Below are 25,929 nucleotides of genomic sequence, written 5' to 3'. Positions count from 1 at the left end.
GGTGGCGGGCAAGGTCGGCGCCGAGAGATCGTCTGGCCTGGTGGCCTGGGTGGTGGTCGGGTCGCTACGGTGGTCTCATGAGCGCTCTGCCGGACTGGATGACTCCTCCGCGGGAGGAGGGATGGTTCGCCGAAGATCTCGACCGCCTCGTAGAGGCGCCGCGTCACACCGAGCTGATCGATGGAGCCCTCGTCTTCATGATGTCGCCGCAGCGGGCCTGGCATGGACGTCTTGTCACGGCCCTGACGATGGCCTTGATGGAGCAGGCGGGTGAAGGCGTCGAGGTGGAGCGCGAGATGACTATTCGCCTCGATGCGCGCAACCGCCCGGAGCCGGATCTCCTGGTGACGTCTGCGCCCTACGATCCCGACCGCACCTGGTTTGCGCCGGACGAGGTGATGCTCGTCGTGGAAGTCGTTTCGCCCGAATCGGCGCACCGCGACCGGACCGTGAAGCTCCGCAAGTATGCCGAGGCGGGTATCCCGCATTACTGGTGCATCGAGGACGAGGGAACTGCGCCGGTCGTGCATGTCTATGAGCTGGATGTCCCGACGAAGTCCTATGTGGCCGCCGGAATCTTCCGGGACGCCGTCGAGCGTCCGGTCCCCTTCGAGATCAGGCTGGACCTGAGGGGCCTCTTGCCCACGGCGAACAGGGAGCAGTGAACAGGGACGCCCGAGGTTATGGGGCTTGCTGCTGGGCTTTCAGGCCTGCGGGTATCTTGGGTGGAACCGTACTTTTCAGGCGCTCGGGGCGTCTCGGCGGCCGCTGTATTCACCTCGGTCATGTGATGTTGCCCTGATTCCGCCGGGCTCGGATCGGGTTTCGCGATTTCGGGTAGAGCTGAGCGGGCTCGGGTCGGGATCTGAAGGCGGGCGGAGAAGATGCCTTTGTCCCGCTGGCTCAGTCGATGGCCATGCCGCCGCCTCACGGTTGCCTGCCGCGGCGGGCCTGGCATGGCCGCCTCGTCACGGCCTTGACCATGGCTCTGATGGGGCAGGCGGGTGAGGGCGTCGAGGTGGAGCGGGGGATGACGATCCGGCTGGATGCCCGCAACCGCCCGGAGCCGGATCTCCTGGTGACGTCCGCGCCCTATGATCCGGACCGCACCTGGTTCGCGCCGCAGGACGTGATGCTGGTCGTGGAAGTCGTCTCGCCGGAGTCCGCGTACCGGGACCGCACCGTCAAGCTTCGGAAGTACGCAGAGGCGGGTGTCCCGCACTACTGGCGCATCGAGGATGAGGGAACGACGCCGGTCGTACACGTCTATGAGCTGGACGCGCCGACCAGGGCCTACGTGGTGCCGGGATCTTCCGAGACGCCATTGAGCGTCCTGCGCCTTTCGAGATCAGGCTGGATCTGAAGGGTCTTCTGCCTCGCCCGGCCTCGGGAGAGGCAAGGCGACGCGTGACGGTGTGGCGCTCGCGGTATTACCGGCGGACCTGGTCGGCACTCGTCTCCTTTGAGATTCGGTGAAGTCGTTCGCTGCGGGCGCCCTGCGTGGGTGCAGCGCGGCCGAAGCTGACGCTCAGACGACTGTCCGTTGTATGGGGAAGCTCATCCCGTGGCGCGGCAGAGCTCACGGGTAGACTTCTCGCCATGTCGGAGGGGTCGGTGGATGATGCGGACCGCGAGGCGGTCGAACGCTTCGTGTCGGTGTCCGAGCGTCGGCTTTCCCGTGAGGCGGAGCGGTCTTTGTGGCTGAACCGTGCGGTGGTCGCGGAGCTGGAGTCGGACGCTGATCGAGTGCTCGGCCTGGCCCATCGCAATTTGGAGCGGATGCGGGGAAGAGCGGGGTGGGGGCATAACCCCTGGTTCGTGCGGTGGGGGATCGTTCTCGATTCCGGGGTCGACGCGGTGATCGAAGTGCTTCTGTCGCGAGACCCGGAAGCAGTGGAACTGCGGCAGAACACGCCTTTCGCGGGGGTGCTGCCCCAGGAAGATCGTGAACGCCTCCTTGCGGAGTTCGGCAGGTATTGGGCTCGTGTGAACAAACGGTCGGCGGAGACTGACCGCGGCTAGTGTTGGGGCATGAAGCGCGAAGAGCTGGATGACCTGCTGATTCTGATCGGCAGGCTCGGCGGCGAGATCCTGGTGGTCGGAAGCCAGGCGATCCTCGCAGCGGTGCCGGAAGAGCGGCTTCCCGCTGAGGCGATGGCGTCCGTAGAGGTGGACGTGGCGTTCCTGGACGGTGACGAAGAAAAGTCGGACATCGTTGACGGTGCGCTCGGTGAGTACTCGCGCTACCACGAGGAACACGATGTCTACGCTCAAGGCGTCGGGTTGAATACGGCGAAGCTTCCTGCGGGCTGGAGGCAGCGGCTCATTCGCTTCGAAGGACTGCCGGATGAAGTCGTCGCCTACGCTCCTGAACCACATGACCTCGCGGCAGCGAAGGCGATTGCAGGCCGTGAGAAGGACGCGATCTACGTCCTGTCCCTGATCGCCGCGGGCATTCTCGACCCGAACACCCTCTCCGAGCGCCTGGCCCACATGCCGGCAGAAGTGCCACCGGAGATGATCGCGATGGTACGGGGACAGATCGCCCATCTGCGGACCGACGGCAGTACCACCTCCGCTGAACCGAGTCCCTGAGACATCCTCAAGACCTCCGCGCGTTCGTGATGTTCCCCCGGTTTCACGGACTCGCTGATGTTCCCCCGTGCCGCGGGGGAGGCTCAGGTCCCCCCTGCCCCGCGGTGCCGAGCAGCATCAGCCCGGCGACCGCTACGGCAAGGCGCGTCCTCACCCGCCTGCGGGCCGAGGTCCTCGGGATCCGTCCTCTCGCCATCCTCGCTCCTCCCACGGAACTCGCGGGTGACCTGGATCACCGCGGCCACCCGAAAGAGAGTGGAATTACTGTTTCCATCGACCAGAACGATGTTCTCGTCGCGAACCGCCAAGCCTCTTGCCCTTCGCGGAGCGGCTGCACAGCCCTACCTCCCAAGCCTCCGGCGACTCCCGGGGCCGTACGCAGGGACTTTTGTCCGGATGTAGGGTTTTCGGGCTGAGATAACACCGAGAATCGGTCGTTCGAAACCTGCTGGAGGACGTAGTGGCCACCGCCGTCGCGCTCCAGACGGCCGTCGCGGTGATCGGCTTCCTCGGCGTGGTCGGCCTGCTCCTGCTGGTGCTCGACCGGGCGCCGCTGCGCCGCCGCGGAACGGCCCTGGCTCTGCTCGCCCCCGCGCTGGTCCTGCTGGCCGTCGGGACCGTGCTTCCCGCGGCCCGGACTGTGCTCCTGTCCTTCCAGGACTCCGGCGGCCGGACCTGGGCCGGCCCGGCCAACTACGTCTGGCTGCTCACCGGGCCCGGTGCAGGGACCCTGCCACGCACCCTGGTCTGGGTGGTCGCGGTCCCCGCCGTCGTCACCGTCATCGGGCTGCTCTACGCGGTCGCCGCCGACGGATCGCGCTTCGAGGCCGCCGCGAAGACGCTCATGTTCCTGCCCATGGCGCTGTCGTTCGTGGCGGCGGGCGTCATCTGGAAGCTCGTATACGCCTACCGCCCCGAGGATTTCCCCCAGACAGGGCTGCTCAACGGGATCGTGACGGCGCTGGGCGGAGCGCCGCGCCCGTGGCTGCTGGACGCGCCCTGGAACACGATCCTGCTGGCGGCGGTGCTGGTCTGGGCGCAGACCGGGTTCGCGACGGTCGTGCTCTCGGCCGCGATCAAGGGGGTGCCGGCCGAACTCGTCGAGGCGGCGCGGCTGGAGGGCGCCTCGGCCCGCCAGGTGCTGCGGCGGGTGACGCTGCCGTGGATCCGCCCCGCCGTGGTCCTCGTGGTCGTCAGCCAGGCGATCGGCACGCTCAAACTGTTCGATCTCGTGCGGACGATGACCGGAGGCCGCTTCGGCACGGGCGTCGTGGCGACCGAGATGTACGACCAGGCCTTCCGCTACGGCGAGTCCGGCCGCGGCTCCGCGCTCGCGGTCTTCCTGTTCGCCATGGCGGCCCCGGCCGCGCTCTACCTGGCCAGGGCGCGGAAGGCGGGGGTCCGGTGAGCGGCCCGGCCGGGGCCGCGCGGTCGGCACGGCACGCGCTGTCGAGGAGGTCGGTGGCGGTGGTGGTGATCGCGGTGCTGTGGACGGTGCCGTCCCTCGGCCTGCTGGTCACCTCCCTGCGGCCCGCTGAGGACGCCCGCGCGACGGGCTGGTGGACGGTGCCCGCCGACCCGCGGCTGACCCTGGACAACTACGCAGAGGTCCTGTCCGGCTCCGGCCGGATGGCCGACCAGGTGCTGCACTCGTTCGCCATCACCGTCCCCTCGGTGCTGTTCCCTCTGGTGCTGGCCCTGTGCGCGGCCTACGCCCTGGCCTGGATCGACTTTCCCGGCCGCGACCTGCTCTTCGTCGGCGTCTTCGCGCTCCAGGTCGTGCCGCTGCAGATGGCGTTCGTGCCGCTGCTTCGCCTGTTCTCTGACGGCTGGGGGTTCCTGCCCGCGTTCGATCCCCCCTTCGCGTTCGGCAGGCTGTGGCTGGCGCACACCGCCTTCGCCCTGCCCTTCGGGATCTACCTTCTGCACACGTTCGTGGCCGCGCTGCCCCGTGAGCTCCTCGACGCGGCGCGCGCCGACGGCGCCGGGCACGCCGCGGTCCTGCTGCGGGTGGTGCTCCCGCTGACGGCCCCTGCCCTCGCCTCGTTCGCGATCCTGCAGTTCCTGTGGGTGTGGAACGACCTCTCCGTCGCCCTGGTCCTCGGCGGCGGCGCCGCGGAGACCGCCCCGGTCACGCTGGGCCTGGCCCGGCTGTCGGGCACCTACGGCGAGTCCTGGCACCTGCTGGCCGCGGGCGCGTTCGTGTCGGCCGCCGTCCCCGTCACCGTCTTCCTCCTCCTCCAGCGCCACTTCGTGCGGGGCCTCCTCGCCGGCGGGGTGAAGGGGTAGTGCGTTTGCAGTTCTCCGTCCGTCCTGGGGGCTCCTTGAGATCGCCGTTCCGCCTTGTCCTCGGCACCGGGCTCCTCGTGCTCGTCGTGGCCCTGCTCACCGTCGGCGGGCGCGGCGGGGACACCGCCCGCCCCGCCGACTGCTCGCCGTACGCCCGCTACGGCGGCCATGACGGTGCGAGCGTCAGCGTCCACTCCCCCTTCCGAGACAGGGAGGCCGAGGGCTTCGAGAGGTCATGGGCGGATTTCGCCGCCTGTACCGGGATCGACGTGCGGCTCCAGGGCGACGTGGACTTCGAGGCGCAGATCCAGGTGCGCGCCGACGGCGGCGACCCTCCCGATCTGGCCCTCTTCCCGCAGCCCGGGCTGCTGGAGCGGTTCGCGCGGGCGGGGCGGCTCAAGCCCGTGCCCGCGGAGGCGGCGGCCCTCGTCGCGGAAGGCTGGCCGGACGACTGGAGCAGGTACGGCGCCGTCGACGGCACCCTGTACGCGACTCCGCTGGTGGCGACCGTGAAATCGCTCGTCTGGTACTCGCCGCGGTTCTTCGCGGAGCACGGGCTGGAGATCCCGCGGACGTGGCCGGAGCTGACGGCGCTCACCGAACGGCTCGCTGCCTCGGGCCCCAAGCCCTGGTGCGCGGGCTTCGAGTCGGCCGGCTCGACGGGCTGGCCCGGCACCGACTGGATCGAGGACGTCCTGCTGCGGACGCTCGGCCCGGACGGCTACGACGACTGGACCGCCCACCGCATCCCCTTCGACGATCCCCGGGTGGTCGCGGCGTTCGACGAGGCCGGCGCCATCCTCAAGAACGACGCCCACGTCGCCGGGGGATCCCGCTCGATCGCCACCACGCCGTACCAGGACGCGGGCCTGCCGGTGCTCACGGGCGACTGCGCGATGCACCGCCAGGCGTCCTTCTACGCGGGCCTGTGGCCGGAGGGCACCCGGGTGGGCCCGGACGGCGACGTGTTCGCCTTCCCGCTGCCCGGCGCGGACACCGGCACGAGGCCGCTGCTCGGCGGGGGAGTGTTCGCCGCGGCCTTCGCCGACCGGCCCGAGGTGCGCGCCTTCCAGGAGTACCTCGCGACGGGCGAGTTCGCCGAATCCAGGCTCCGCCAGGGCGGCTTCGCCACGGCCCGCAGGGGCGTCGACCCCGCCGCGGCGGCGAACCCGATCGACCGGCTGTCCGTCGAGCTGCTCCAGGATCCAGCCACCGTCCTGCGCTTCGACGGATCGGACCTGATGCCGGCCTCCGTCGGAACCGGGAGCTTCTGGGAGGGCATGACGGACTGGATCACCGGCGCGGACAGCGGTGCCGTCGCGGCCGAGATCGAACGGTCCTGGCCGCGCCCCTGACGGCTCAGCCGGCCTCCTCGGCGAGCGCCAGGCGCGTCAGCTGGACCCGGGAGTTCACGCCGAGCTTGCGGAAGACCGCGACCAGGTGCGTGTTCACGGTGTGCGGCGAGACGACCAGCGTCTCGGCCGCCGACCGGTTGGTGTGGCCCTCGGCGATGAGGTGCGCGACCTTGCGCTCGGAGGCGGTGAGCGCCCCCCATCCTTGGAGGGGCCGTTCCGTCTGTGCCGGACGCGCCGGGGCGCCTTGCTCCGCGGGCTCGCCGCCGGCCGCGGCCGCCAGGCCCCAGGCCCCGGCGGCGGTGTAGAGGTCGTGTGCCCTGGCCAGCGCCGCAGCCGAAGCCGTGCCTTCGCCCTCCTCCGCGAGCGCCCGGCCGAGGTCGGCCGATGCGGCGGCGAGGGGAAGCGGCCGGGGACCGCCCTCCAGCAGTTCGACCGCCAGCCGCAGCCGTCCGGTGTCGCCGTGCGCCAGCGCGGCGGCGTGCGCCGCAGTTCCGGCCGGCGTCGGCACTCCGGGGTTGCGGGCGGCGTGGTCGGCGGCCTGGTCGGCGAGTTCCTCCGCGAGCCTCCGGTCGCCCGCCGCCACCGCGATCCGCACGGCGTCGGCGAACCACGGCCGCAGCAGCCGCCAGCGGACGAACGGCGCCTCGCGCTGGATGCGCCGCACCTGGTCCGCGGCCTCGTCCGGGGCGGCGAGCAGCGCCCGCAGGAAGCGTGTGCCGGCCTCGTTGCCCCGGTTGGGCCGGGCCCGCACGGACGCGGTGGCGGCCTCCAGGTGGTCGGCCGCCTCCGCGCGGTGGCCGCGGGCCAGGGCCGTCCAGCCGCGCAGGATGCGGGAGTTCACCCGGTGGATCGAGGTGCCCTCCTTCTCCTCCAGCCGGTCCAGGGTGAGCAGGTCGGCGTCGGCGTCGTCGAGCCGGCCGAGGCCAAGGTGGTGGTTGCCCTGCGCCCACAGCTGCATCACCGGGCGGCGCGATCCGCCGGCGGCCGCCGCGAGCAGGCGGGCCGCCGCCGCGAACTCGTCGTGGTGCAGCAGGGCGACGATCTCCTCGGGGCGGTACTCGGGGTCGATGGTGCAGAGCACCTGGTGGTGGTGCAGCGCGGCGGCGCAGTCCCCGGCGTTGAGCTCGATCTCCCCCATCGCCCACAGGGCGGAGGTACGCGCCTCACGGCCGCCCACGGCGTCCGCCCTCGCCAGTGCCTGCGCCCCCGCCTCCCGTGCGGCGTCGAGATCGCGCCCGCGCGACAGCGCGAGAGCGCGCAGCGCCGCCAGCTCCGCCGCGGTGCCGGGATCGTCGGCCACCGCCAGCGCCGCGTCGGCCCGGCGCGCCAGGTCCCCGATCTCGTCCAGGTTCCACAGGGCGGTGCCGACGGCGGCCTGGATCCGCGCGAAGTCCGGCAGGGTGGGCTGCCGGGCCAGCAGCGCGTCGGCCGTGGCGACGGCCTCGGCGAACCGGCCGGCCCTGGTCCGCACCGTGATCATGCGCTCGCCGAGCGCGAATGCCCGGGGCTGGGACGCCGGGACGAGGTCGTGCGCGCGCGCCAGGAGGTCGCCGGCGAAGTCGGGCATCAGGGGCAGCGCCTCCTCCGCCGCGGCGACGAGGAGGTCCACCGCCTCGTCGTCACCCGGCTCGGCCCCCTTGAGGAGGTGCGGTGCGGCCTCGGCGGCCGGGCTGCCCGCGGCCACGAGCCGCCCGGCCGCGGCCCGGTGCAGCGCCCTGCGGACCGACGGGGAGATGTCGGCGTAGACGGCCTGGCGCAGGAGGTCGTGCCGGAAGGTCAGCCGCTCGCCGTCGTCGTCGAGGAGCCCGCCGCGGGTCGCCTCTTCCAGTTCGGCGAGCAGGTCCACGGCGGGCCGTCCGGCCAGGGCGGCGGCGTCGCTCAGCCGGAAGCTCCGGCCGAGGACCGCTCCCTTGCGCAGGAAGTCGAGGGTGCCCGGGGCCAATGAGGACAGCCGGCCCCGGACGCCGAGGACCAGGCGCTCGGGCGGCCCGTCGGCGCCCTCCCTGCCTCGAAGCCCGGCGAGCATCTCGGCGGCGAGGAACGGGTTGCCGCCCGCTCCGTCGAGGAGGTCGAGGACGGATTCCGGCACCTCGCCCAGGACATCGCCGGCCAGCTGTCCGATGGCCGCGGACGCCAGCGGGCGCAGAGGCACCGGGATCGACCCGGACCCGATCCGCGGGTGCTGGCGGCCGGCCAGCAGCCACAGGACGGGTGAGGCGCGCAGCCGTTCCGGCAGATGGCCGAGCGCGAACCGGCTCAGCGGATCGGCCCACTGGACGTCGTCGAGGGCGATCAGCACGGGGCTCGCGGCGGCCCGCTCCTCGATCGCCGCGGCGAGCCTCTCGACGAGCCAGATCCGCTGGTCGTGGTGGCTGGTCAGGGGGCCGAGGTCGGCGGCGGACAGGAGCGGGTCCGCGCCGTGCAGCAGGCCGGACACGAGCGTGGACAAAGGAGCCATCTCGTGCAGTTCCTCGGCCCGGGAAAGGCTGACGGAGAACCCCTGGGCCCTGGCCGCGGCCGCGGTCTCCTCCAGCAGCACCGTCTTGCCGATGCCGGCCTCGCCCAGCAGCAGCGCCACGGCCCCGGACCCGGCGCGCGCCGACTCCAGCAGCCCGGCCAGCCTGGCCAGTTCGGCCTCCCGGCCCCGCAGCCCCGGTCGGCTCCACCCCGTTCCCACGACCACCTCCCGGGCGGAAAGGTTACCGGTGGACCGGAATTTGCTGGAACGTTCCATGGTCGTTTTCAGGGTGTTCACCCGATCTCGTGCACGATGATCTCGGCGATCGCGTCGGGCCGCGATCGCGGTAGCAGGTGCGAGCCGTCGACGCGGTACTCGGCGGCGGCCATCCGCTGGGCCATGAAGCGCTGCGCGGACGGCTGGAGGAGCCCGTCGGCCTCGGCGATGACGTACCAGGGGCGCACCGACGTCCAGGCGGGCCGCCCCGAGCGCTCGGTGACGGCCTGGGGCGCCAGCGTGCGCTGGGACACGGCCAGGACGGCCGCCTGATCGGGCGGCAGGTCTGCCGCCGCGACCCGCGCGAACCTCTCCTCGGCGATCACCAGTTCCCCCGCTGCGTAGGTGATCGCCTCCATTCCCGGGGAGGGGCGGAATCTGCGCAGGAGTCCCGCGATGTGCTCGCCCTCATCGGGCGTGACCGCCGCCACGTAGCCGAGGCCGACGACGTTCGGGGCCAGGCTCCCGGCGTTGGTGGCGACGGCCCCGCCGTAGCAGTGCCCCACGAGCACGACCGGGCCCGGGATGTCGTCCAGCACCGACAGCAGGTAGGCCGTGTCGCCCGCGAGCCCGCGCAGCGGATTGGCGGCCGCGAGGGTCGGCAGGCCCGCCTGCTGCAGCCGGCCGACCACGCCCGCCCAGACGGAGGCGTCGGCGAACGCGCCGTGGACGAGGACGACCGTCGGCAGCTCCGGCCCGCCGGTCACCACTGCGGCCGGTCCTGCGGCATCGCGTGAACGTGCCGGTCCGTGTTGTCGTGCGCGTCCCGCCAGGCGCTGGGCGACATGCCGTAGGCACCGCGGAACGTCCGGCTGAAGTGGGCCGCGTTGACGAAGCCCCAGCGGTGGGCGACGGCCGCGATGCCCGGCGCGCTGCGGCCCCGCCGGGCGAGCTCGCGGCCGCACTCCTCCAGTCGGCGCTGCTGGATCCAGCGGCCGATCGTCAGCCCTTCGGACTCGAACAGCTTGTACAGGTGGCGCACCGAGATGTGGTGGGCGGCGGCGACGCGCTCCGGTGTCAGCCCTCGGTCGGCCAGATGCAGGTTGACGTAGTCGCGGATCCGCCGGGTGAGCGCGGCCGTGTCGTCGGCGGGCGCCACCCGCGCCTCGATCAGCGTGGTCACCAGGTCCGCCACGTGCCCGGCCATCCGCTCGCCGACCTTCGCCGGGGTGGCGCGCGCCTCTCCGGCCAACGCGGTCAGAAACGGCGCGACGAGGTCGGCGACGGGCTCGCCGGGCCCGATCGCCGTGGCCGTGACCTGCGCGACGTCGGCCTCGCGGACCCGCAGCAGCGGCCGGGGCAGCCGGAAGACGCTCAGCCCCGCCCGTTCTGCGTGGTCGTACAGGTAGGGCCGCGCGGTGTGGAAGAGGACGAGGTCGCCCGGCGCCAGGGCGGCGCTGCGACCGTTCTGCGCGAGTTCCGCCGTGCCCTCGCGCTGCACGCCGACGACGACCTCGTCGTGCGGGCTGCGGTCGATCAGCCGGGCCGTGCGACGGGCGCGAGAAGGGTCCGCGGTCATCGTCGCGACCTTCAGGTAGCCGTACTGCCCGGCGGTGATCGTGCCCGCGAACGGGCGGTCCCGGTGCGGTGTCACGGCCATCGGAGCCAGCGCCCGGCCCACCGCCGAACTCCAGAAGGCCAGCTTCTCGGTGTCCGGCACCCCTGCGGTGTCCACATGTCTCATACCGGAACTGTGGCCGGTCGCCGCGCCCGCCCGCATCGGGTGAACACGCCAGATCGCGGGTCCGGCCCCTCGTTCGGGCTGAGGCAAGAGACCCGGCAGGCAGAGAACACCGCCCCGCCTCCGCCGCGCCTAGCGTCGGCTCCGACCGGCAGATCCGCCTGGAAAGGAAACCGCGATGACGCACAAACCCGTTCTCGAACCCGCCGCACGAGCGTTCGCCGAGGCCACCGATGCGCCGCCCTACCTCTTCGACCTCGGCCCGGTGGAGGGGCGCAAGGCCGTCGACGAGGCCCAGTCCCCCGAGACGCCCGTCGCGGGGACGTCGAAGGAGGTCCTCGAGGTCGCCGAAGGCCTGACCGTCAGCGTCTTCCGCCCCGAGGACGCGCAGGGACCGCTGCCCGTGGTCCTGTACATCCACGGGGCCGGCTGGGTGTTCGGCAACGACCACACCCACGGCCGCCTCGCCCGGGAGATCGCCCTCGGCACCGGCGCCGCCGTCGTGTTCGTGAACTACAGCCTGTCGCCCGAGGCGCCGTACCCGGTCGCGATCGGGCAGAACTACCTGGCCGCCCGCTGGGTCGTCGAGAACGGCGCCGCCCACGGCCTGGACGCCTCGCGCATGGCGGTCGCCGGGGACTCCGTCGGCGGCAACATGGCGATCGCCCTCACCCTCATGGCCAAGGAGAGCGGCGACCTTCCGCTGGCCGCGCAGGTGCTCTTCTACCCCGTCACGGACGCGTCGTTCGACACCGGCTCCTACAGCGCGTTCGCCGAGGGCTACTTCCTGCGCCGCGACGGCATGCGGTGGTTCTGGAACCAGTACACCGCCGACGAGGCCGAACGCGCCGAGATCACCGCGTCGCCGCTGCGGGCCACCACCGAGCAGGTCGCCGGCCTTCCGCAGGCGCTCGTCATCACCGCGGAGGCCGACGTGCTGCGCGACGAGGGCGAGGCCTACGCCGCCCTGCTGCGCGAGGCGGGCGTCCCGGTGACGGCCGTCCGCTACCAGGGCGTGATCCACGACTTCGTCATGCTCGACGCCCTGCGCGGCACCCGCGCCGCCGAGGCCGCCATCGCCCAGGCCATCGGCTTCCTGTCCGCCGCCCTCTCCACCCGCTAGGAGCGCCCACTTGAGCCCCACGATCGTCCTCGTCCACGGCGCGTTCGCCGAGTCCGCGAGCTGGAGCGGCGTCATCGCGATCCTGCGCGAGCACGGCCTGCGAGTGATCGCCGCCCCCAACCCGCTGCGCGACCTCGCGAGCGACGCCGAGACCGTCGCCGGACTCGTCTCGGGCCTCACCGGCCCGGTCGTCCTCGTCGGCCACTCCTACGGCGGCCAGGTCATCTCCCAGATCCACGATGACAGGATCAAGGCCCTGGTCTTCGTCGCCGCCTTCGCCCCCGAGGAGGGTGAGAGCATCGCCGAGCTGTCGGCGAAGTTCCCCGGCAGCACCCTCGGCGACACCCTGGAGGCCTTCGCGCTGCCCGATGGCAGCACGGACCTGTACATCGCCCAGGACCGGTACCACGCCCAGTTCGCCGCCGACCTGCCCGCCGAGCGCGCCGCCGTGGACGCGATCACCCAGCGCCCGCTGGGCGACCGCGCCCTCAACGGGACGTCGGCCGCGCCCTCGTGGAAGACCCGGCCGTCCCGGTTCGTCTACCCCGGGGCCGACCTCAACATCCCGGTGGAGGCGCACCGCTTCATGGCCCACCGGGCCGCCGCCGTGTCCGCCACCGAGATCACCGGCGCGTCCCACGCCCTTCCGGCCTCCCAGCCCGCCGAGGTCGCCCGCGCCATCCTCGAAGCCGTCGACGCCCTCGGCTGACGCGAGCGCCCGCCGTGCACCGGCGTGCCCGTCCTCCGCGGGCGCGCCGGCAGGTGCCATGGCTCCGGCCGCCTCCCGCGGGAGGGCGCCGACGCGCAGGCAGAGGCGGTCCCGGCCGATGCGGTCTTGCAGGCCGATCGCCTTGCAGAGGCTCGGACGGGAGTGCGGACCCGCGCAAAGCGAGGCAGGTGCCGTGGCACCGCGGCGGCTCGATCCCGCCGAGGTGGAGGTCACGGTCGTCAACGCCGCGGCCGACTTCGTCGAACGGCTGCGGCTGCACCACCTCGCGGCCGGGGGAGCCTCAGGAAGCGGCCGCTGAGCGAGATCTTCGCGGGCACGGGCGTGCGGGTGCGCGTCGCGCGGGTCCAACGGATCGACCTGGAAGGCAAGGCCGTCACGCTGGACGACGAGGCTCTCCCTTATGACACCCTCCTGTACGCGCTGGGCAGCACCGTGGACGGCCGCGGTGTTCCGGGTGTGGCCGAGCGCGCCTTCCACGTCGCCTCGCGCGCGGCGGCGGTGCGGCTGCGTGCAAGGCTGGACGGCCTCGGCGCGGGCGGGCGCGTCCTCGTCGTCGGCGAGGGCCTGACGGGCATCGAGACGGCCACCGAGATCGCCGAGAACAGGCCGGGGCTGCGGGTGGCGCCTGCCGTCCGCGGCGAGCCGGGCGCCTGGATGCCCCCCGGGGCCCGCCTCCACCTCCGCCGGGCTTCGACCGGCTCGGCGTCACCGTGCACGAAGGCACCTCCATCGCCCGCGTCGCGTCCGACCGGGCCTTCGGCTCCGACGAAGCGGAGTTCGCGAGCGACGCGACGGTCTGGTGCGGCGGGTTCGCCGTTCCATTGATCGCCGCCGAGAGCGGCCTCGCGGTCTCCGAGGACGGGGGGATCCTCGTCGACCGGCACACGCGACCTACCGGCTGCTCGCCTCCTCGGCCGATGCGGAGGACTGCGTGCAGGAGGCGTTCCGGCGCTGGCAGGCAGCCGACCGGAAGCGGATCGCCTTGCCCGAGGCCTGGCTCACGAAGACCGTCACGAACCTGTGCCTGGGTCCGCTCGGCCCGGGTACGGCGTGCGCGGGCCGTGGGCGGGTGGATGCCCGAGCCGCTCCTGGCGGGCGACCCGATGCTCGATCCGGCCGAGACCGTCGAGCGGCGCGAGTCGGTGTCGCTCGCGGTGCTCGACGCTCATGGCGCGCCTCGCAGGGAACTGCCTGCGCCGGTCGAGGCTGCGGCTCGCCGGAGCCCGGCGCGACGACGTCACCGGCCGGGCCGAGGCCCGCCGAGTCGTCGCGGCGTTCCTTCGTTCCTTGCCGCGGCGGGCTCCGGGCGGACCGACCGGCTGGTCGCGCTGCTCACCGAGGACGCCGCCGCGATCTCCGACGGCGCCGGGGGCGCGGCACGAGGCTGCCCGTCCTCACCGGGCCCGAACGGCTCGCCGCGTCGGTGCGGGCCGCGCTCGCGCCGTCCTCGGCCAAGCGGCGGCTGATCGGCGGGTCCGCGGAGCTGCACGCCGACGTCGTCAACGGCTCCCCGGCCCTCCTCCTCGTCGTCTTCGACGGCCGGGTCATCGGCCTCGTGGTCCTCGAACTGCGCGGTGGCAGGATCGCCTTCGCCTAGCCGCGTCAACTCGCCCGCGCGGCTCACCCGGCTCGCCTCCTGGCCGCAGGCGGTCACCGGCCTTGCGATCGGAAGGCCGGTGACCGCGTCGGCGGCGCGCGGGTAGATGCGGTGCGGACCGACGCGTTCCTCCCGGCCGGTCGCTTGCAGGAGGTCGCAAACGGAGTTGCGGACGCGGGCGAGGGCGAGGCGGGTGCCGTGCCTCTTTAGCTCGTCCAGGACGCGGTGGAGGGTCTCAACGCCGGTGGTGTCCATGTCGTAGACGACCTCGGCGTTGACGACCACGAGCCGGACCGGCGGGTCGGCCTCCTCGACCAGCCGCCGAAGGTCCGCGCGGAGCGTGTCGGCGTCGGCGAAGAACAGGGGCGCGTCGAACCGGTGGACGACCAGGCCGGGCAGGTCCTCGAAAGCGGACAACCCGGCGGCCGGAACCCGCAGGTCGCGGACGACGGTCAGGTGCGGTGTGGAGCCGCGGGGCGGCACGGTGAGACCCACCGTCCGGCCGGTCTCAGCGCACCGGCCGGCCAGTTCCGCGAGGACGGCGAGGTCTCCGTCGAGGCCGACCCACAACACTTCGGCGTTCTCGGCCACCTCGGGGAGGGTGCCGGAGTCGGCCAGGCGCAGCATCGGCGCCGGGCCGGTTCGGATGGCTTCGGCGAGCAGGTCCGCGAGGGCGTCGGCGGTCTGGGTATCGGCGTCTCCGTAGAACGCGAGCGTCAGGCGCCGGTGGCCGGGGTCGGTCCAGCTCAGGTCGGGGTGGGCGCCGCGCGGTTGGCGGCGGCTGAGGCGAGCTCGTCGAGGGCGGGTGGACAGCCGCGTACAGGCGCGTGAGAGGGGGTTCCTCCGCTCGGGTCAGGGCTGGGTGCGTGCGGCGACGCGGGCGAGAAGGTCGAGGAGGGCGGCTTCCACGGCCTGCGGCCGGTGGAGATGCAGATGGTGCTCGCCGTCGTCGACGGTGGTGTGCACAGAGCCGTCGGCCTGGGCGGCGAGGTCCTCCTGGAGGGCGAGCCAGGTCGGCCAGGTCCGTTTGCGCCCGGTGTTGCCTTCTGGTCCTGCGGTCAGGACGGTCAGCGGCAGGCCGCCCAGCGGGCGGCGGCGGGCGTGGGCGGCGCCGTGGCCGCGGAGCATGCCGAGGCACTCGGCGATGCGGGCGCGTCGCTGGGAGAGCGTCACGTCGAGGGCGAACCCGGCGTCCCGCCATTCGGGGGCGAACAGCTGCTCGGCGGTGGAGCGGTCGATGCGCCGCCACCCGAGATCGTCCAGGGCCCGCCGCAGCCCGTACCAGGTGAAGGGCGGACTTTCTGGAGGTCGACGCCTTTGGCGATGGCCCAGCTGATGCCGGTGTGGCGGGCGTTGTAGGGGGTGAATCCTTCAGGAAGGCCGACCGCGGTGCTGGCGTTGTCCCAGAACCGGTTCCAGACCTGGGTGCTGAGGAACTCGGTGCCGTACCGCCGCCAGGTATCGACTTTCCCGCGGCCCTGCTGTCGGTTGTCGGCGGCGCGTTTCCTTCGCCAGGCACGTTGGTAGTCGGCGGCGTAGGCCTTGCACTTGGAGCAGTCGCATTTGAGGGAGTAGCGGGCGCCCTCCGCCCGACGAGAGCGCCCGCAAAGTCTCCGCCAAGACGCGCCGCTACGTCATCAGGCGCTCCCCGCAGACCGCGTCTCGCGCCCCATCGGAGTGGGGCAGCTGTCCGGAACCTTCGGGGCGGCTCACTCTGCTTGTACTGCCGCGAAACGGACAGACCGGGCCTCCACAATCCCGGGGGAATCCTCGCTCACAGTGTCTCCTCAGATTCCCTGAGTCACACCTTCGCGGAACAGTCCCTGGCCCTCAGTGGGGAAACCTGGGTCCGTTTGAGAGTCCGATCCGGGGAGCGCTCGTCATGAACCGGCGTGGAGGTGGGCGGCCCAGAGGGAGGGGGTGAGGGGGAGGCGGTCTCGCATGATGCGGGTGGTGTCGTGGAGAGCCTGGGCGGATCGGCCAGCATCCAGCGTGCCGCCGGGATGGGCGAGACGGGCGTAGAAGGTCTCGGTAATGTCGAGTGCGATGCGGTCGTTGATCGGCCAGAGGGTGCCGATGACGTGGGTGAATCCGGCGAGCTGGAATGCCGAGGTGAGGTGAATTGATTCGTCGAGAAGGTCCTGGTTGAGAGTGAGGGCGGTGGAGCAGGCGGAGAGGTAGGCGAGGTGCGCGTGGTCAAGGTCGAGTGGTGCGAGGCTGGCAATGGTAAGGGGCGTCTCCTGCCAGTCGGCGAGAAGGAGCCGGCTGCGGGAAGGATCGGCGGGATCGCTGTAGCCGTGGCACGCGAAGTGCGCGATGGTCGCCTCCGCCAGATGCGTGAACACAGCGTCCCTCGTGGGAAGCCCGCCGGGCGCATGACCGCCGACAGTGTCCTGGATGGTGCCGGGCGCGCTGGGCTGGGTGAGCACGACGGGGTTGGGCAGGCAGGTCGCCAGGAGGTCGGCTTCGTCTTCGACGTTGGTCAACACGCCGTTCCTGGGAAGTCCGGGAGTGGTGGGCATGGCGACGATGAGGGCGCGGCCGGGATCCGCGGTTAGAGGTGTCGGTCTGCGAGCGTGTCGGAGGGCGGTGATGGTGGGCGTGTAGGAGGAGACGACGCGGTCGAGGACGGTCTGGGCCTGGTGATTCGGGTCGGAGGGGCTGGTGTGGTGGCCGGCTGCATGGAGTGGGAGCAGGCCGAGAAGGCCGCCCGGTGCCCACCAGATGCGTGGCCACTCCATTCCGGGCTTCGGCGCGCCGGTCAGGCCGAGCGCCTGCAGGACCGGTTCGGTCGCGGTGTCCCACAACCATCCCAGGACCTGGCGTACCCGTTCTTGCGCTGCCACACGGTCAGCGTTGCGATCTGTGGTGGCGGTCAGGGCTTGGTGGAAGGCATTGATCTGGTCGGCGAGCTGTTCGAAGGTGAGGTCGGGGAGCTCGATGGCGGTGATGCCGTCGGTGGTGAGCAGGAGGGCGTCGCTGCGCTGCCGGGTGACGTTGAAGGTGACCACAGGTCCGTGGGTTGCCTGCGCAAGGAGCTCATCCGTAGTGGGCGGCAGAGCAAAAGAGGAGAAACCATCCAGACTGCGGATCTGGCCCAGGATGGCTGCGAGCTCCACTGCGACCTGCCGCCGGTCGGCGGCGTGCCGCACAAAGAGATCATCAGGACGCGCCGCGAACGATGGAGTGATCTCCTCCGGTGCCGCTGCGGGTTGATCGAGCAGGCCTCGCAGATAGGTGAGCCGGACCGCGAGTTCGGGAAATCGTTCGCGAAGTTCGGTGAGATCAGTACGGGTTTCCAGCATCTGCGCGATGAGAATCGCCCGCCCGGATTCCAACAACCTCAATGCATTGGCCGGACGCTCGTCGACCGGAATGCTGGTGTCCGCCAACGCCAGTGAGGCAGCGTCAGAGGCCATCCCGGCAAGGTCTCCGATCATCGACTGCTGATCGGCACGCCTCAGTTCCCGTGGCACGACCTCGGGCAACATCTGCACTGCGCTCTCCAGCAGCCTAGCCGCACGCCCAGGATCGAACCTGGCCAGCCACATCCCCGCCATCCACGCCGTCCAGATCCGCACCGATGGTGCAGCTGAGACTACTCCGGCGGCCTCCGCCAGAGCCTCCGCTGCCTGCAGAAGGTCGCTCTCCACGCCCGTCTTTCTGAGAGCGACCCCGAGGTTGTTGAGGTATCCGGCACGGTCGGGGTGGTCGCTGGGGGTGATGCGCACGGTTTCCCGCAGGGCGATGATTGCTTGTTCGAGATCTTCGTGCGCACCTGCGCGCTCGAACCGGAGTCGCAGAGAGTTTCCCAGGCTGCCCAGGCACACGACTCGATCGAGGTGGTCTTCAGGAATGCCTCGGACGGCTTCTCGCAGGGCAGCGATCGCCTGATCAATATCTTCCCTCGCACCTGTCCGCTCGAACCGGATGTGCAGGGCGATCCCGAGACTATTGAGGTACAGGTAACGTTCCGGATGGTTTTCGAACACAAGACGCACAGCCTCGCCCAGCATGATGATCGCCTGGTCGATATCTTCCTGCACACCCGCCCGCTCGAACCGGATCTGCAGGGCGATCCCAAGGTTGTTGAGGTGCCTTGCGCGTTCGGGGTCGTTCTCCGGGGTGACCCGGACTGCCTCCCAGGCTACAGCGACCGCCCGTTCAAGATCTTCCTGCGCACCGGTCCGCTCGAACCGGCTCCGCAAGGCGAGCCCGAGGTTATTGAGGTGCCGAGCTCGATCGGCACTGCTCTCGGTGGTCTGTCGGACAGCCTCCTGCAGTGTGGTGATCGCCTGCTCAAGATCCTCCCGTACGCCCGTAAGCCAGAACCGGCTTCGCAGGGTGAGCCCAAGGTTGTTGAGATGCCCGGCGAGATCAGGGCTATCTTCGGCGGTTGCTCGGACGGCCTCCCGCAGCGTGATGATCGCCTGCTCAAGGTCCTCCTGTGCTCCCGTCCGCCCGAACCTGAGCTGCAGGGAGCTCCCAAGGTTGTTGAGGTGCCTTGAGCGTTCGGGGTCGTTCTCCGGGGTGAGCCGGACTGCCTCCCCGGCCACGTCGATCGCCAATTCAAGATCTTCCTGCACACCCGTCCACGCGAACCGAGTTTGCAGCGCGACCCCGAGATTGTTGAGGAGCAGGAAAAGTGCGGGGTGGTCATCAGGAGTACGGTTGATAATCCGCTGCCACAGGTCGATCGACCGCGTAAGAAGAGTCGCGTCGCCCGTGGCACGGGCATGTTCCGCGAATTCGAACGCCACATCGACGCCAACGTCTAGAATCAGGGCTTCAGGAATATGCTCGTCTTCGACGCCAGCGAGCAAGCACAGGCGGAACATTGTGCGAGCAGTTTCCAGATCTTCCTGCGCAGGCAACGTCTGATAGCGGTACCAGTGCAGCCAGCCCAGGGTGTGACTGGCTTGCACATCACTGCTGTCCGTTTGCCCCAGAAGGTCGGCTAGTCGACGAGCCGACTCCAATACACCAGGGACCAGCAGCGGCGCAAAATCTTGCGCGATCTCAACTTGCTGAAGGCGTTCTTCGAGCACAGCCAGGAGCTCGTCACGTTCACTCATCGATCCCAACCCCCCAGCACGATGATGTCCCCGATGCGATACTAATCCAGATATTGAACTGCACACGTGATTTAGATCGAAGCCATCGGTGGTGCGCGCCGTCTCTCAGCGAAGCTCGCCTTCGGGATCGTGACCGCCCGCAGCCCCAAAAGGAGGCAACGGTGAATGCCCCTGCAAATCCCCTCGACCGTGCGCTGACGTTCGTGTGCGAGGAGCTTGACAATCTGCGGAGACTCCTTCGCCGCGGCGAAGACAGCGGTGATCCACCGGTGTTGCGCGCCGTGCTGGACTCGGTGACCAGCCATCCCTCACCACCGCACAACCACCTTGAGGAGCTTCTGGAAGCCCTACATCAGGCGATCCAGGCCTCCGGCGACAGCCTCGGTGTGTGGGGTCAGGTTCATGACGAGAGCCGCCATCTCCACCTCCCAGGCATATCCGGAGACATCCCTTTCGAACCGATCTACTCATGCCCGATGGGGAGATGTGCGGGACGCTGGCCGGATCAGGCCACGGCATTCCCGTTGGTCTGCGCCATAACCGGCCGCCCACTCGACCGGGGCCACCTGTGACCGCCGGATGGACGCGCGCATGAACGGGTTCTGGTCAGGTCTGGCTGGCAAACTTGCCGAACGGTGGCTGACACTCCTGGTCCTGCCCGGCGTGCTCTACCTCGCCGTAGCCACCGCCGCACACAAACTCGGCTGGGCACACGCCCTGGACCTCGGCCGGCTGACCACCGCCATCAGCGCCTGGGCGAAGAAGCCCGCGGCGACCACCACCGGCGGGCAAGTCGTCCTCCTCTCCGCGATCCTGCTCGGCGCCGCGGCGATCGGGCTGGCCGCACAAGCCCTTAACGGCCTCGTCGAACGACTCGCCCTCGCCCTCGACTGGCACACCTGGCCGCCACCTCTCCGCAGCATCGCCCGCAGGCTCACTCGGCGGCGTCAAGACAAATGGGACAACGCCCACACCCTCTATCACCAGCTCTCCACAGAAGCCCGTCATGCCCGGCGTTCCGGAGCCACGAGCACTGACCTGACCGCACAACGAGCCACACGACACAGCGCCTACCGGGAACGAATCCAGATCGGCCTTGAGCGGCCCGACCGACCCACCTGGAGCGGCGACCGCATCCACGCCGCCGCCATCCGCCTCGACCGCGACCTCCACATCAACCTCACCATCGTCTGGCCCTACCTATGGGCCGTTCTCCCCCAAACCGCACGCAACGACCTCACCACCAGCCGCCGTGCCCTCACCCAAGCCACCACCCTCACTACCTGGGCCCTCCTCTACCTCCCCCTCACCCTCTGGTGGTGGCCCGCGCTACCGATAGCGCTCGGCATCGCCGCCACCGGCTGGCAACGTACCCGCGCCGCCACCGACACCCACGCTCAACTTCTCGAAGCCACCACCCGCCTCCACCTCACCACTCTCTCAGCTCAGCTCGGAATCCCTCACCCGGATGCCCCACGCGAAACCGCCGCCCCTCCCCAACTCATCACCCAACTCACACTCCCCCCTGTCGGCAGACCGACACCCGCCCTCGGCGACACGATCACCCACCACCTCCACACCCAACCCCCGCCCCCCCGGACACTCTGATCAGGCTTGAGGTTGAGAGAGATACGGTTTGATGTTCCCCCCGTTGGGGGGAACATCAAGCTGTCCGTCGCGCTGGGGGAAGCTCACCGCCGTGGAAGTACAGGATCGTCCCGTCCCTTGATCCGGTGACGCCGGGACAGCGGACCCACTCGGCGGCGCACCCTAGCCCGCGCACCTTCACCACCGCGGTGCCGCGCGGCGGGCGCAGCAGCGCCCCGCCGAACTCGATCAGCCCCGCGAGGCGCAGCGCGAGCGGCGTCCACGGCAGCCGGGCGACGAGCGGCCGCACAAGGTGCCGCGCCAGCCGGGCCGCACCTCGCGCGCCCCGGCCGTACCCCGTGCGCTCCTCAACGGTCGGCGTGATCGGCATCCGGTCTCCCCTCGTCACGTCCTGCGTCGCAGCGGAAAGATTACAGCCAAGTAAGCGATCGGGTACGTCCCGTCGCCGCACCGGCACACCGGAGACGAGCCACCGCAGATCCCGGAAGAACTCCAGTCGAGGGATCGTGAAGGCGGACCGGGGCCGGCGGCCGTCCAAGCGGGCGCGTAGCGGGACAGACAGCGGTCTGTCCCGCTCCCCTCGGTCTCCGAGGACGGGCGCGGCCCGGAACGCCTCAGTAGAGCACCGACGGCGGCGGCGAGTGGCCGAAGGAGTTCAGGCCGTAGGCCTGGTAGATCGGGTCCGCGTTGTTGCTGGCGTGGTTCATCGCGGCGTGGATGTCGCGCCAGAACCGCTGCAACGCGGAGTCGCTGCGCAGCGCGGTGCCGCCCGCGTGCAGGAACAGCTCGTCCACGGCGTCGACCGCGCGGCGGCTGATGCGGACCTGGTTGCGGCGTACCCGCAGCCTCTCCTCGGGTGTGAACCGTTCGTTGCGCTGCGCCCGCTCCCACATCCGCTCGATGTCGTCGAAGAGCTGGATCTCGCCCGCCTCCAGGTCGGCGATCGCCCTGCCGAGCACGGCGAGCTGGTGCGGGTCGCTCGCGGTCTTCACCCCGCGCGCGGTGACCCGGCCGCGCATCGAGGCGACGAACGCCGCGAGCGCGCCCTGTGCCATCGCGACCGTCGCCGTGGTGATGCCCGCAGTGAACATCGGGTGGAACGGCATCCGGTACAGCGGCGAGTCGCCGCGGCCGACCTGATCGGAGAGGCCGCCGTCCTCCATCGGGACCGGGTCGAGGATCCGGTGCTCGGGGATGAACTTGTCCTCGATCAGGATGTCCTTGCTGCCGGTGCCGCGCAGCCCGACGACGTCCCAGGAGTCCTGGAGGATCTCGTAGTCGGCCCGGGGAAGGACGAAGTGGCGCAGCCCGCCGGGGACGGGCCTGCTGTCCTCGTCCACGATCAGGCCGCCGAGGATGATCCACCGGCAGTGGTCGGTGCCCGAGGAGAACGGCCAGCGTCCGCTGAACCGGTACCCGCCCTCGACCGGGGTCGCGCGCCCCAGCGGGGCGTACGGCGAGGCGATCCAGGTGTCGGGGTCCTCGCCCCAGATCTCCTTCTGGAGGAGGGGGCTCATCTGGGCGACCTCGAAGGCGTGGACGCCGACGACGCCCGCCACCCAACCTGCGGAGGAGGACCGGACACCGATGTCACGCTGAGTGCGGAAGAACGTGACGGGGTCCGCCTCGTAGCCGCCGAACTCCACCGGCTGGAGCATCCGCATGACACCGCTGGCGCGCAGCACGTCTGCCGCCTTGTCGGTGAGCCTGCCCAGCGCGTCGCTCGGCGCGGCCTCCGCACCGATCTCCTCGGCCCTGGCCAGAATCCGCTCGTGTACCTCGTGCATGGCAGAAGCCCTCTCTTCTTCAGTTGTGGAGGAGGAAGTCGGTGACCGTGCGGTTGAACTCGCCGGCGTGCTCGAGCTGTGCCCAGTGGCCGCAGTCCGCCAGCAGCACCATCCGGGAGCCGGGCACCAGGGAGACCAGTTTCAGCGAGCTCTCGTAGTGCACGACCCGGTCGTCACGGCCGTGGAAGAACAGCGACGGAGCCGTGATGCCGGCGATCTCGGCGTGCGTGGCCATGTGCGGGCGCGGCCTGCCGATCCCCGCGGCGAAGTTGGCGAGGTGATCGGGGCGCGCGACCGCGGCCTGGTGGCGCTGCCTGACCAGGTCGGCCGAGGCGTGAGCCGGGTCGAAGGTCATGACGTCGACCAGGTCGCGGAAGTTCTCCTCGCTGGGTTCGCGGTAGGTGCGCTGCAGTACCTTGACGCCCTCGCTCGGCCCGCCGCCGGGAACGTAGAGGTGCGCACCGCCGACCCCCGCCCCCATGGTGATCAGGTGGCTGGTCCGCTCCCGGTGGGTGGCGGCGAACATGATCGAGGTTGCGCCGCCCATGGAGTTGCCGATGAACGCCGCCTCCTCGATCTGCAGCGCGTCGAGGAACTCCAGCGCGGTCGCAGCGTGGTCGCGCTCGTCGTAGCCGACGGGGTCGGACTTGCCCCAGCCTGGCATGTCGACGGCCAGGCAGCGGAAACGCCTGCCCAGTTCGCGGATGTTCGGCGCGAAGTTGCTCCAGCCGGTCGCGCCGGGTCCGGAGCCGTGCAGCAGGACGAGCGGGTGTCCTTCGCCGTACTCGTGGTAGTGGACGCGCCCGCTGGGGAGCCGCACGAAGCGACTCGTCGATTCCTCGGTGAAGGTGTCGGTCATGATTCATATCTCCAGGTGTCAGAGGGGGTGTCATGCGGCGAGGCTGAGGAGGACCGGCTGTAGGTCAGCCGTGGGTGAGAGGACCGGAGAGAAGCGGCTGCAGATCGCGCGGTTCGTCGGAGAGCGGGAGGGCGTGGAGCGCCTCGAACCATGACTCGTGCGCCCGTTCCTCGCTTACGCACTGGCGGAACTTGGCGGCCAGCTCGGCAAGGGAGAGCGGCATGCGCGCATCGCCGCGCGAGTGGTGGACGGTGCGGACCAGGAGCCTGCCGGCGTCGGTGCGCAGCCTGACGACGGTGTGGCCCCGCTCTTGCGCGGGCGGCCGTTCGGCGACGTCGATCCGGCCCATGAGCTCGGCCACGCCGCGCCGCTTCAGCGCCTCGTCGGTGAAGTCGCCGAGCATGACGTTCCCGGTCATGAGGGCGACGGCGAGGGTGTACTCCAGGGAGAACTTGGCCTCCAGGCCGTTGCTCGGAGCGGTGTCCCGCAGCGGGCGGGTGCCGCCGTGCTCCAGGGTCACCTCGATCCGCGAGATGCGGTCCACGTCGGCGCCGAGCTCTTCGCGCAGAGAGAGCCCCGCGTCGATCGCGCGCTGGGTGGCGAAGCATGAGGGGTACGCCTTGATCGCGTAGTCGTCGACCCAGCCGGTCACCCAGTGCTCAAGCCGCTCGCCGAGGACCGCCGAGCGCTCCGGGTCGTGGTCGCCGAAGAGGTCGAGGAAGCCGCCGCGGGCCTCGAGCTGGGCGGGGTGGGCGGTGAAACCGCGGCTGGCCAGCCCCAGGGCCATCACGGCGTCCCGGGCCGCGAGCCCCGCGTGCATCGGCTTGGTCATCGTGCCGAAGTTGGCGAGGCTGCCAGCGGCCTGGGAGGCGGCGATGCCCAGGGCGTGGGCGGTGGCCTCGCGGCCCAGGCCGAGCAGCGCACCGCCTGCGGCGACGGCGGCCAGCCGTCCGGTGGTGGAGGTGTTGTGCCAGCCCCGGCCGTAGTGGACGGCGTGCGGAAGGATCTCGGAGATCGCGCGGAAGGCGGCGGAGCCGACGCTGTAGGCGGCGTCGAGCCGGCCGCCGGTCACCGGACGGCGCGCGGCGAGCGCAAAGAGCGTCGGCAGCAGGACCGCGGCGGGGTGCATCGCCATGGAGGGGGCGGCATCGTCCCAGTCCAGCGCGTGTGCCGCAGTGCCGTTGACCAGGGCGGCGTCGGCTGGGCCGAGCCTGCTCGCCGAGCCCCACACAGCGGCCGTCCCCGTCCGCACGGCGGGGTCGGGACACGCCTGGTCCTCGACCCACTCGCGGACCAGCGTGGCCGCGGGCGTGGTGCGGCCGGCGACGGCGACGCCGACCGTGTCGACGATCAAGCCGCGCAGGGCGTCCCGGGTGGCGGGGTCGGCGCGGCGGACAGGCTCGCAGACGAAGTCGACGAGTTGCGCGGTGGCGCCGCCCTGTCGCGGCACGGAGGGGGCGACGCTCACGGATGTCCTCTCGGTGGTGGGCCGCGGGCCGACGACGACCCGCGGTCACCAGTCTCAGAGGACCCGGCCCCGAGCGGTCCGCAACTCGCATCCAGCGGAAAGCGAGTTGGCGGACGGCTCGCTCACGCGCGGGTTCCGCCGAACGCTGCCTCGTCGAGGCCGGTGCGCAGGCCCGCCGAGATGTCACGCGCGGTGGTCCGGGCGAGACGCCCCAGGGACACCGGCGGGTGCTTGTCCCGGAGGCCACCGATCACCACACAGGTGTTCACCGTCTGATCCTCGGCGAAGACGGGCGCGGCCGCCCAGACCAGCGGGGAGGTGTACTGCGCCCCGGTGGGAGAGTGCGCGAAGCCGATCCGCCGCACTTCGGCGAGTGTCTGCCGCCAGGCGAACCGCTGCTCGTCGCTCAGCGGGCGGGTCGCGGGATGGCGGTCGGGATCACGGCCCCAGGCCAGGAGGACCAGGCCTGCGGGATGCTCGTCGAGGGCGGGTGCGCCCAGCTGTTCCCAGACGTGGACCGTGCTCCGGCCGGCGATCTTGTCGATGATGTGCAGCCGGTCGCCCTCGCGGGTGACCAGGGCGACGGGCAACCGGGTGCTGGCGTGGAGGTCGACGAGGCCCGGGCGGGCGCAGTCGCGCAGCAGCCTGATGTCCGGGACGCCGTGCCCGAGTCGCCACAGGCGGGAGCCGAGCCGGTACCGGCCGCGGCCTGACCGCTCGATCGCGCCGTGCTCGGAGAGCGTGGCAAGCATCCGGTGCACGGTCGCCGGGGGGAGGTCGGTCGCCGCGCAGATCTCGGCGACGGAACGCTCGGGCTCGCCGCCGGGGAAGCAGCCGAGGATGTCGAAGGCGCGCGCCAGGACGCTGCGCCTGCCGTGGATCTCGCTCATTGTCGGCTCCCCTGGCCTCCGCGGATGTTTCGTGGGTCGACCCCGCTTCGGACGCACGGAACATACGTGACCTGGCTCATTACGTCAAAGTTACAGGTTCTCTGGAATGAAATTCCGCCTGGTGAGGCATTGCGCCCA

Annotated in this window: 24 protein-coding genes and 1 pseudogene; 14 read left to right on the top strand and 11 right to left on the bottom strand. The window is 71.1% G+C overall.

What is annotated here, in order from left to right; all coding sequences use genetic code 11:
* Positions 1-77: 77 nt before the first annotated feature.
* The 7 genes from ACYVOM_RS34485 to ACYVOM_RS34455 all read left to right on the top strand — a co-directional run bounded on the left by ACYVOM_RS34485 (position 78) and on the right by ACYVOM_RS34455 (position 6,239).
* A complete protein-coding gene (locus ACYVOM_RS34485) occupies positions 78-665 on the top strand; it encodes a Uma2 family endonuclease (RefSeq protein WP_460307782.1) in 588 nt (195 codons plus the stop codon).
* Positions 666-991: 326 nt separating this feature from the next.
* Entirely contained in the window at positions 992-1,363 is a 372-nt protein-coding gene (locus ACYVOM_RS34480; protein ID WP_460307781.1) for a Uma2 family endonuclease, read from the top strand.
* A 236-nt stretch (positions 1,364-1,599) separates the two neighbouring features.
* Complete coding sequence (locus ACYVOM_RS34475) at positions 1,600-2,022, top strand: hypothetical protein (RefSeq protein ID WP_460307780.1); 423 nt, start codon at positions 1,600-1,602, stop codon at positions 2,020-2,022.
* A gap of 9 nt (positions 2,023-2,031) precedes the next feature.
* Entirely contained in the window at positions 2,032-2,595 is a 564-nt protein-coding gene (locus ACYVOM_RS34470) for a DUF6036 family nucleotidyltransferase (RefSeq protein ID WP_460307779.1), read from the top strand.
* 460 nt (positions 2,596-3,055) lie between these two features.
* Positions 3,056-4,003 carry a carbohydrate ABC transporter permease gene (locus ACYVOM_RS34465; protein WP_460307778.1) on the top strand — a complete coding sequence of 316 codons (948 nt, stop codon included), beginning with the start codon at positions 3,056-3,058 and terminating at the stop codon, positions 4,001-4,003.
* Between the two features lie 53 nt (positions 4,004-4,056).
* The gene (locus tag ACYVOM_RS34460) at positions 4,057-4,884 is read left to right on the top strand and encodes a carbohydrate ABC transporter permease (RefSeq protein WP_460307777.1); all 828 of its coding nucleotides are present in this window, start codon (positions 4,057-4,059) and stop codon (positions 4,882-4,884) included.
* 35 nt (positions 4,885-4,919) lie between these two features.
* Entirely contained in the window at positions 4,920-6,239 is a 1,320-nt protein-coding gene (locus ACYVOM_RS34455; protein ID WP_460307776.1) for an ABC transporter substrate-binding protein, read from the top strand.
* Positions 6,240-6,243: 4 nt separating this feature from the next.
* Here ACYVOM_RS34455 and ACYVOM_RS34450 read toward each other — a convergent pair whose 3' ends face one another.
* The 3 genes from ACYVOM_RS34450 to ACYVOM_RS34440 form a co-directional block, all read right to left on the bottom strand.
* Entirely contained in the window at positions 6,244-8,916 is a 2,673-nt protein-coding gene (locus ACYVOM_RS34450; RefSeq protein ID WP_460307775.1) for an ATP-binding protein, read from the bottom strand.
* A gap of 74 nt (positions 8,917-8,990) precedes the next feature.
* A complete protein-coding gene (locus tag ACYVOM_RS34445; protein WP_460307774.1) occupies positions 8,991-9,680 on the bottom strand; it encodes an alpha/beta fold hydrolase in 690 nt (229 codons plus the stop codon).
* Positions 9,677-10,657 carry a helix-turn-helix domain-containing protein gene (locus tag ACYVOM_RS34440; protein ID WP_460307773.1) on the bottom strand — a complete coding sequence of 327 codons (981 nt, stop codon included), beginning with the start codon at positions 10,655-10,657 and terminating at the stop codon, positions 9,677-9,679. Before ACYVOM_RS34440 ends, ACYVOM_RS34445 begins: the two co-directional genes overlap by 4 nt.
* A gap of 175 nt (positions 10,658-10,832) precedes the next feature.
* Between ACYVOM_RS34440 and ACYVOM_RS34435 the strand changes: the two genes are divergently transcribed.
* The 5 genes and pseudogenes from ACYVOM_RS34435 to ACYVOM_RS34415 form a co-directional block, all read left to right on the top strand.
* Complete coding sequence (locus tag ACYVOM_RS34435; RefSeq protein ID WP_460307772.1) at positions 10,833-11,777, top strand: alpha/beta hydrolase; 945 nt, start codon at positions 10,833-10,835, stop codon at positions 11,775-11,777.
* 10 nt (positions 11,778-11,787) lie between these two features.
* Positions 11,788-12,486: an alpha/beta fold hydrolase gene (locus ACYVOM_RS34430; protein ID WP_460307771.1), complete on the top strand. Its 699-nt coding sequence runs from the start codon at positions 11,788-11,790 to the stop codon at positions 12,484-12,486.
* A gap of 193 nt (positions 12,487-12,679) precedes the next feature.
* Positions 12,680-12,805, top strand: a complete 126-nt coding sequence (locus ACYVOM_RS34425; protein ID WP_460307770.1) for a hypothetical protein — start codon at positions 12,680-12,682, stop codon at positions 12,803-12,805.
* Positions 12,806-12,834: 29 nt separating this feature from the next.
* A complete protein-coding gene (locus tag ACYVOM_RS34420) occupies positions 12,835-13,332 on the top strand; it encodes an FAD-dependent oxidoreductase (protein ID WP_460307769.1) in 498 nt (165 codons plus the stop codon).
* Positions 13,307-13,474: pseudogene (locus ACYVOM_RS34415) on the top strand (RNA polymerase subunit sigma-24); the annotation flags it as partial. The gene ACYVOM_RS34420 and the pseudogene ACYVOM_RS34415, both read left to right, overlap by 26 nt.
* A 270-nt stretch (positions 13,475-13,744) precedes the next feature.
* Here ACYVOM_RS34415 and ACYVOM_RS34410 read toward each other — a convergent pair.
* The 3 genes from ACYVOM_RS34410 to ACYVOM_RS34400 form a co-directional block, all read right to left on the bottom strand.
* Entirely contained in the window at positions 13,745-14,731 is a 987-nt protein-coding gene (locus ACYVOM_RS34410; RefSeq protein ID WP_460307768.1) for an STAS domain-containing protein, read from the bottom strand.
* Positions 14,732-14,956: 225 nt separating this feature from the next.
* Entirely contained in the window at positions 14,957-15,277 is a 321-nt protein-coding gene (locus tag ACYVOM_RS34405; RefSeq protein ID WP_460307767.1) for a hypothetical protein, read from the bottom strand.
* Positions 15,278-15,984: 707 nt separating this feature from the next.
* Positions 15,985-19,179: a CHAT domain-containing tetratricopeptide repeat protein gene (locus ACYVOM_RS34400; RefSeq protein ID WP_460307766.1), complete on the bottom strand. Its 3,195-nt coding sequence runs from the start codon at positions 19,177-19,179 to the stop codon at positions 15,985-15,987.
* A 161-nt stretch (positions 19,180-19,340) separates the two neighbouring features.
* Here ACYVOM_RS34400 and ACYVOM_RS34395 point away from each other — a divergent pair, with 161 nt between their 5' ends.
* Together ACYVOM_RS34395 and ACYVOM_RS34390 are read left to right on the top strand one after the other, a co-directional pair.
* The gene (locus tag ACYVOM_RS34395) at positions 19,341-19,751 is read left to right on the top strand and encodes a hypothetical protein (RefSeq protein ID WP_460307765.1); all 411 of its coding nucleotides are present in this window, start codon (positions 19,341-19,343) and stop codon (positions 19,749-19,751) included.
* Between the two features lie 19 nt (positions 19,752-19,770).
* The gene (locus tag ACYVOM_RS34390; RefSeq protein WP_460307764.1) at positions 19,771-20,787 is read left to right on the top strand and encodes a hypothetical protein; all 1,017 of its coding nucleotides are present in this window, start codon (positions 19,771-19,773) and stop codon (positions 20,785-20,787) included.
* Positions 20,788-20,842: 55 nt separating this feature from the next.
* Here ACYVOM_RS34390 and ACYVOM_RS34385 read toward each other — a convergent pair whose 3' ends face one another.
* The 5 genes from ACYVOM_RS34385 to ACYVOM_RS34365 form a co-directional block, all read right to left on the bottom strand.
* Positions 20,843-21,157 carry a hypothetical protein gene (locus ACYVOM_RS34385; protein ID WP_460307763.1) on the bottom strand — a complete coding sequence of 105 codons (315 nt, stop codon included), beginning with the start codon at positions 21,155-21,157 and terminating at the stop codon, positions 20,843-20,845.
* A gap of 244 nt (positions 21,158-21,401) precedes the next feature.
* Positions 21,402-22,574, bottom strand: coding sequence for an acyl-CoA dehydrogenase family protein (locus ACYVOM_RS34380; RefSeq protein ID WP_460307762.1), 1,173 nt, complete (start codon positions 22,572-22,574; stop codon positions 21,402-21,404).
* A gap of 19 nt (positions 22,575-22,593) precedes the next feature.
* Positions 22,594-23,433: an alpha/beta fold hydrolase gene (locus ACYVOM_RS34375; protein ID WP_460307761.1), complete on the bottom strand. Its 840-nt coding sequence runs from the start codon at positions 23,431-23,433 to the stop codon at positions 22,594-22,596.
* 64 nt (positions 23,434-23,497) lie between these two features.
* Positions 23,498-24,901 (bottom strand): MmgE/PrpD family protein, encoded by a 1,404-nt coding sequence (locus ACYVOM_RS34370; protein ID WP_460307760.1) that lies wholly within the window; start codon positions 24,899-24,901, stop codon positions 23,498-23,500.
* Between the two features lie 122 nt (positions 24,902-25,023).
* The gene (locus ACYVOM_RS34365) at positions 25,024-25,791 is read right to left on the bottom strand and encodes an IclR family transcriptional regulator (RefSeq protein ID WP_460307759.1); all 768 of its coding nucleotides are present in this window, start codon (positions 25,789-25,791) and stop codon (positions 25,024-25,026) included.
* Between the last annotated feature and the right edge of the window lie 138 nt (positions 25,792-25,929).

It is taken from the genome of Actinocorallia aurea (assembly GCF_054783995.1).
The sequence above is the reverse complement of the archived record's forward strand: the minus strand, read 5'-3'. Positions and strand labels throughout refer to the sequence as shown.